The sequence below is a fragment of the Colwellia sp. BRX8-7 genome (assembly GCF_014077275.1).
GTDB lineage: Bacteria > Pseudomonadota > Gammaproteobacteria > Enterobacterales > Alteromonadaceae > Colwellia_A.
Genome location: NZ_JACGVP010000043.1, coordinates 1 through 4,339, shown reverse-complemented (window position 1 = coordinate 4,339; position 4,339 = coordinate 1). Strand labels below are relative to the sequence as shown.

7 protein-coding genes are annotated in these 4,339 nt (G+C 33.6%); 2 read left to right on the top strand and 5 right to left on the bottom strand.

All coding sequences use genetic code 11. From position 1 onward, the window contains the following. Positions 1 to 418 precede the first annotated feature (418 nt). The 3 genes from H4J57_RS19100 to H4J57_RS19090 all read right to left on the bottom strand — a co-directional run bounded on the left by H4J57_RS19100 (position 419) and on the right by H4J57_RS19090 (position 1,658). Positions 419 to 628 carry a hypothetical protein gene (locus tag H4J57_RS19100; RefSeq protein ID WP_182218477.1) on the bottom strand — a complete coding sequence of 70 codons (210 nt, stop codon included), beginning with the start codon at positions 626 to 628 and terminating at the stop codon, positions 419 to 421. A gap of 352 nt (positions 629 to 980) precedes the next feature. Then, positions 981 to 1,280, bottom strand: coding sequence for a hypothetical protein (locus H4J57_RS19095; protein ID WP_182221971.1), 300 nt, complete (start codon positions 1,278 to 1,280; stop codon positions 981 to 983). Positions 1,281 to 1,397: 117 nt separating this feature from the next. Continuing rightward, positions 1,398 to 1,658 carry a hypothetical protein gene (locus H4J57_RS19090; RefSeq protein ID WP_259366903.1) on the bottom strand — a complete coding sequence of 87 codons (261 nt, stop codon included), beginning with the start codon at positions 1,656 to 1,658 and terminating at the stop codon, positions 1,398 to 1,400. Between the two features lie 658 nt (positions 1,659 to 2,316). Between H4J57_RS19090 and H4J57_RS19085 the strand changes: the two genes are divergently transcribed. After that, positions 2,317 to 2,556, top strand: coding sequence for a type II toxin-antitoxin system ParD family antitoxin (locus H4J57_RS19085; protein ID WP_182218473.1), 240 nt, complete (start codon positions 2,317 to 2,319; stop codon positions 2,554 to 2,556). Further along, positions 2,556 to 2,849 carry a type II toxin-antitoxin system RelE/ParE family toxin gene (locus tag H4J57_RS19080; protein ID WP_182243937.1) on the top strand — a complete coding sequence of 98 codons (294 nt, stop codon included), beginning with the start codon at positions 2,556 to 2,558 and terminating at the stop codon, positions 2,847 to 2,849. The genes H4J57_RS19085 and H4J57_RS19080 overlap by 1 nt, the downstream gene beginning before the upstream one ends. Before the next feature lie 53 nt (positions 2,850 to 2,902). Here the strand turns inward: H4J57_RS19080 and H4J57_RS19075 are convergent, their stop codons facing one another. Then, positions 2,903 to 3,382: a hypothetical protein gene (locus H4J57_RS19075; RefSeq protein WP_182243936.1), complete on the bottom strand. Its 480-nt coding sequence runs from the start codon at positions 3,380 to 3,382 to the stop codon at positions 2,903 to 2,905. 126 nt (positions 3,383 to 3,508) lie between these two features. After that, positions 3,509 to 4,339: hypothetical protein (locus H4J57_RS19070; RefSeq protein WP_182243935.1), on the bottom strand; the 831-nt coding region annotated here is incomplete at its 5' end.

The window sequence follows — 4,339 nt, the reverse complement described above, 5'->3', positions numbered from 1 at the left end:
TAAGTGATCAAACCTAATGGGGTTATACGGGCATGAAAGCCAGAAATATCAGTATCATTTAAGCGTTTATCCGAAGGTACTAGATTTTTGATATTGGTTACGGTTATCTTGCTTTTAATTGGCATGCAGTAATCATCCTTGTAGCTCATTTGTAGCAACATCATTATGCTACAACGAACAACCAAGAACAATAACAAACAAGAACAATTAAGTATTAACGTTTAATATCAAGCAGATAAGTGGCGACACTGTTCATTGTGGTTCATGATGATATTTAAAGGATTACGCAGTTATCGCCCTGTTAATGGGCAAAAATTGTTGGCGAAAATATTGAACGGAGTTAAAACAGCTAACTGTTTTTTGTCCGTTTGAAAGCCTTCTTAGCTATACACTATTTACACATTCCAATTGACGAAAACTAAAACACTCGTTTTCCAGATATTGCGATATAAATGGCAACAAAACCAAGCAATGAATATATCCATTCGAAATAATCAACCTCTTGGTAATTACCTTTCAATGCCATTGTGCCAATCATATACGCTAAAAATAATGAAGGAACAGCAAAAGCACCTAGTAGAAGCCGAATATTTAGAGGTAATTTTGTACTTTTATTTTTCGTATTCATTGTTCATGCTGTCCTTTGTAAATTTTAGCTAGTGCCACAAAATATGATCTGTATAGCTAAAGCCTTATTAAGAGGCAAATAATAGTTGGTTAAAATAAGCGACAAAGGAGAAAAAACCAACTGTTTTTTGTCCTTGATGATTTTATTGTTAGGCATTTTTGCCACGGTGTGAAAATATTAAGCTAATACCAGCTAGAAATGCAGCACATATGACCCAAAGAAGTGACAATAGATACAAAAAGTGGGGTAATCACTGGCGGTAAATTAAATAGAACAGCTAAAGCAATAAATCGCTTTATAAACACCTTTAATTCAACATACTCAAATCCTTTTGAATGCTTTGTTATACCTATTATTTCACATGCTTATTAAGTGACTCATCAAGTTGCTTTTTCTGTTTTACTTTTTCATTTTTACATTTGTTTCTTTCATATTCATAGGGATGATTACAGTTTTCATCAGCACCTAAACTGATTATTAACGTCTGCTCTCTTTCCTTACATTTAGCTTCTTGAGCTGGTTCCATATTGATGCATGATGATTCTATTTTATTTGTTTCTGCTTCACCATAATCATCTTCACTATAAATGCTACATCCATTCATAACAACTAAAGCGATAACTAAATATAATATATTAAACTTTGAATTCATCTGCTAACTCCATATGTGTATAACACCCAAATAATAGGATAAAAATGGTTGGCTATAATGGAGTGAAGTGAACAGCTCGCATTTTTTAGTCCTGTTAGTTTTCTTATTATATGCCAATTAGTCACTAGTTTTTACTTTAGAGCCAAAAGTCCCAAGCCAAAAAAAAAAAAGTGATATTGCCATATGTTTAGATAAATAAGCGTAATAGCCCCAATGTTCGCCTTTGACAAAAGTATACTTTCCATCAAGCGCAATACTTGTAGCTAACGTTTCGTATACATTAAAAACAAAAGGAAGAGAAACCAAAATCATAGCTATACGAAAGAACCAAAGGTACTCACTTTTTAATTTAACTTCGATCAGTGTTAATTTGCTCACCGGCTTGAACCACTCCTTGGCATAAAACGCCACGTAAAGAGGCTTTTAATTGTTGGTTAAAATGTGAAGCGGAACCTAACCAACGGTTAAAAGTCTGACCTGCTTGAATGGCTTATAGAACCTACAAACAACCCTGTCCTGTGTAACAGGATACATACAATGACATAACCCAAAATAAAGGTACAGAGATAGCTGTACAAAGAAAAACATATAACTGGATGACAATTTGCGACTTTATTTTAATGAGCAAAAAATTCAATCCAATAAATAAACACATTAAAATAGAGAAATTTATGATTAGGTTTATAAATGTAAGTAGACCATTAGCTGAACCATAATTAGGCGTGAGCAAGTAAAGTAAAACAGAAAATAAAAATGTTAAAGAAATGCTTACCAATATCTCAGTACGTATGCCTTTTACAATTCGTAAGTACAACAATAATTCCATAACTATAAGTATTATAAGGAAAGGAATGACAAAGATTGATAGTTTACTCAAATCCATAAGTACTCATAACGCCCCATTAAGGGACAAATAATAGTTGGTTAAAATAAGCGACGAAGGAGAAAAAACCAACTGTTTTTTGTCCGTTTAATTGCCTTGTTATATTTTTTATACCATAATCTAATATATATTGGTACAAACAAGGGTTTCATTATGGCTAAAAATACTAGCGTCACACTAGGCGATCACTTTGATCAATTTATTAACCAACAACTTAACACAGGTCGTTACGGTTCAGCGAGTGAAATTGTTCGAGCTGGCTTAAGAGCTTTAGAAGACCAAGAAACTAAACTATTAAATTTACGCAATATGCTTATTCAAGGTGAACAAAGCGGTATAGCTGATTACAGTTATGATTCTTTATTAACAGAATTAGATAACGAAAATAACTAATGGAAAAATTAGTATTATCCGCTAAAGCGAAATCAGATTTAATTAAAACAGCTCGATACACTCAACTTACATGGGGAACCACGCAACGAAATGATTATTTAAAAATATTAGATATCACATTTCGATTATTAGCTGAGGAGCCAGAGTTAGGAATAGACTGTGATTACATCAGAGAGGGTTACAGTAAATATCCTCAAGCTAGCCACGTAATTTATTACAAAGAACATAAAGTAAATCAAATATTAATTGTACGTGTGCTGCATAAAAGTATGGATGTTAACTCTGCTATCTAGAAAAATTTAACGCCCCATTAAAAGTCCTGCTTGAATGGCTTGTCATATTTCAATTACTTACACCAAGTTACAGGGATTATACGAGTTTTATCCGTATTAACAGCACCTGCATGAAAACCACACTGATTACTGCCGCACATATAACCAAACATCCCAGTTATTTCCCCATATTCTGAAGTTAACTTTATGCTTTGGTTGTTTTTAAAGTAAATTTTAGTTTCGTCATTTCCAGTAGGTAGCGCCAATGGAATTGGTACAATTAAAACAAAAGCACCAACGCCAGACCAATTATAACCATCGTGATATGTGAGTACGTCACAAGAACCATTGGTACTAATTTTATCTGGTTTTCCCCAAAGAGATATTACTTCCTCTTTAGAATATGATTTATTTTCACCGTATCCTTGTTCGTTACGCTGCTCTAAAAGGTTAAAACTTTCTTTTTTAGACTCGAATGTTCCATATGACCCAACGGATAAACCGATACAACCAGAAAGAAAGAGTAATGAAATTAAAACTACCAGAATACGCATAATGTCCCTATTGAAATATCGCCCTGCTAAGCGGCGCGAAATAGTTGGCTAAAATGTAGGAGGAACGAGTGCTAGCCAACTGTTTAGCGTCCGTTTGAGTAACTTGTTATAACTTTTATACACCAATCAGCTTTCTTTCTTTAACACAATTTCAATATTTGAGTTATCCAAGATTAATATCATAGTATCTCCTGAGAAAGAAGAAATAGTATTGGTTTCTTTGGTTCTGCTCTCTTGATTTGTCGGTTTACCATAAAGGTACGTCCAACTAATTTTGTTATTTGAAATAAAGACCCCCCCTGAGTTTACGCTATCTTGTTTGCCCTCTATTGAATCTTTACGGGCAAACGTTAAATCTGCCTTTAACTCAAAAATGACTTGAACAACTTTATCGTCTTTGTCTACATATTGCCCATTCCATATTCCAATGTATTTATCTTCATTTTTAATAACTAAAGGGATTATATTTGAAGTAGGTAAATGTGATGTTTTAAGTATGCTAATGACTTCCGACTGAAGAACGTTCGCTCCGTTATCCGAAGTTGGTGTTGCAAAGGCTAAATAGGAATTTTTGTGGTCTGTAATAAAATGAACCAGTTGTTTCCTTGTTTCTTGTTCACCCTTTGGTATAAATGAAATTTCAATATAATTTAAATCAAACTTCCCATTTGATTTGTAGTTACCTTTATCTAATAGATTGTAAGAACCAGTTTCACTTGCAGCATTAATATCTCTAATAAAACCAGAAATCCATTTTTCGGCATTAAGCCAACCAGCCGGTAATTTACTAAACGCGACAAAGTACTGGAATTCATCTCCATTCCAACCAGCTAAAACATTTTCAGTTTCATCATATTCTGGGATTACCTGAAAAGTTAGATCTAAAGTTTCCATTAGATCGATTGCCAATCCATCAGCAACTACTTGAGAATCAGAATGAGCATGTGCATGTGCATG

Coding starts and splice junctions, on each gene's coding strand:
- H4J57_RS19100 (WP_182218477.1), bottom strand. CDS start 628: ATGAATACGAAAAATAAAAGTACAAAATTACCTCTAAATATTCGGCTT.
- H4J57_RS19095 (WP_182221971.1), bottom strand. CDS start 1,280: ATGAATTCAAAGTTTAATATATTATATTTAGTTATCGCTTTAGTTGTT.
- H4J57_RS19085 (WP_182218473.1), top strand. CDS start 2,317: ATGGCTAAAAATACTAGCGTCACACTAGGCGATCACTTTGATCAATTT.
- H4J57_RS19080 (WP_182243937.1), top strand. CDS start 2,556: ATGGAAAAATTAGTATTATCCGCTAAAGCGAAATCAGATTTAATTAAA.
- H4J57_RS19075 (WP_182243936.1), bottom strand. CDS start 3,382: ATGCGTATTCTGGTAGTTTTAATTTCATTACTCTTTCTTTCTGGTTGT.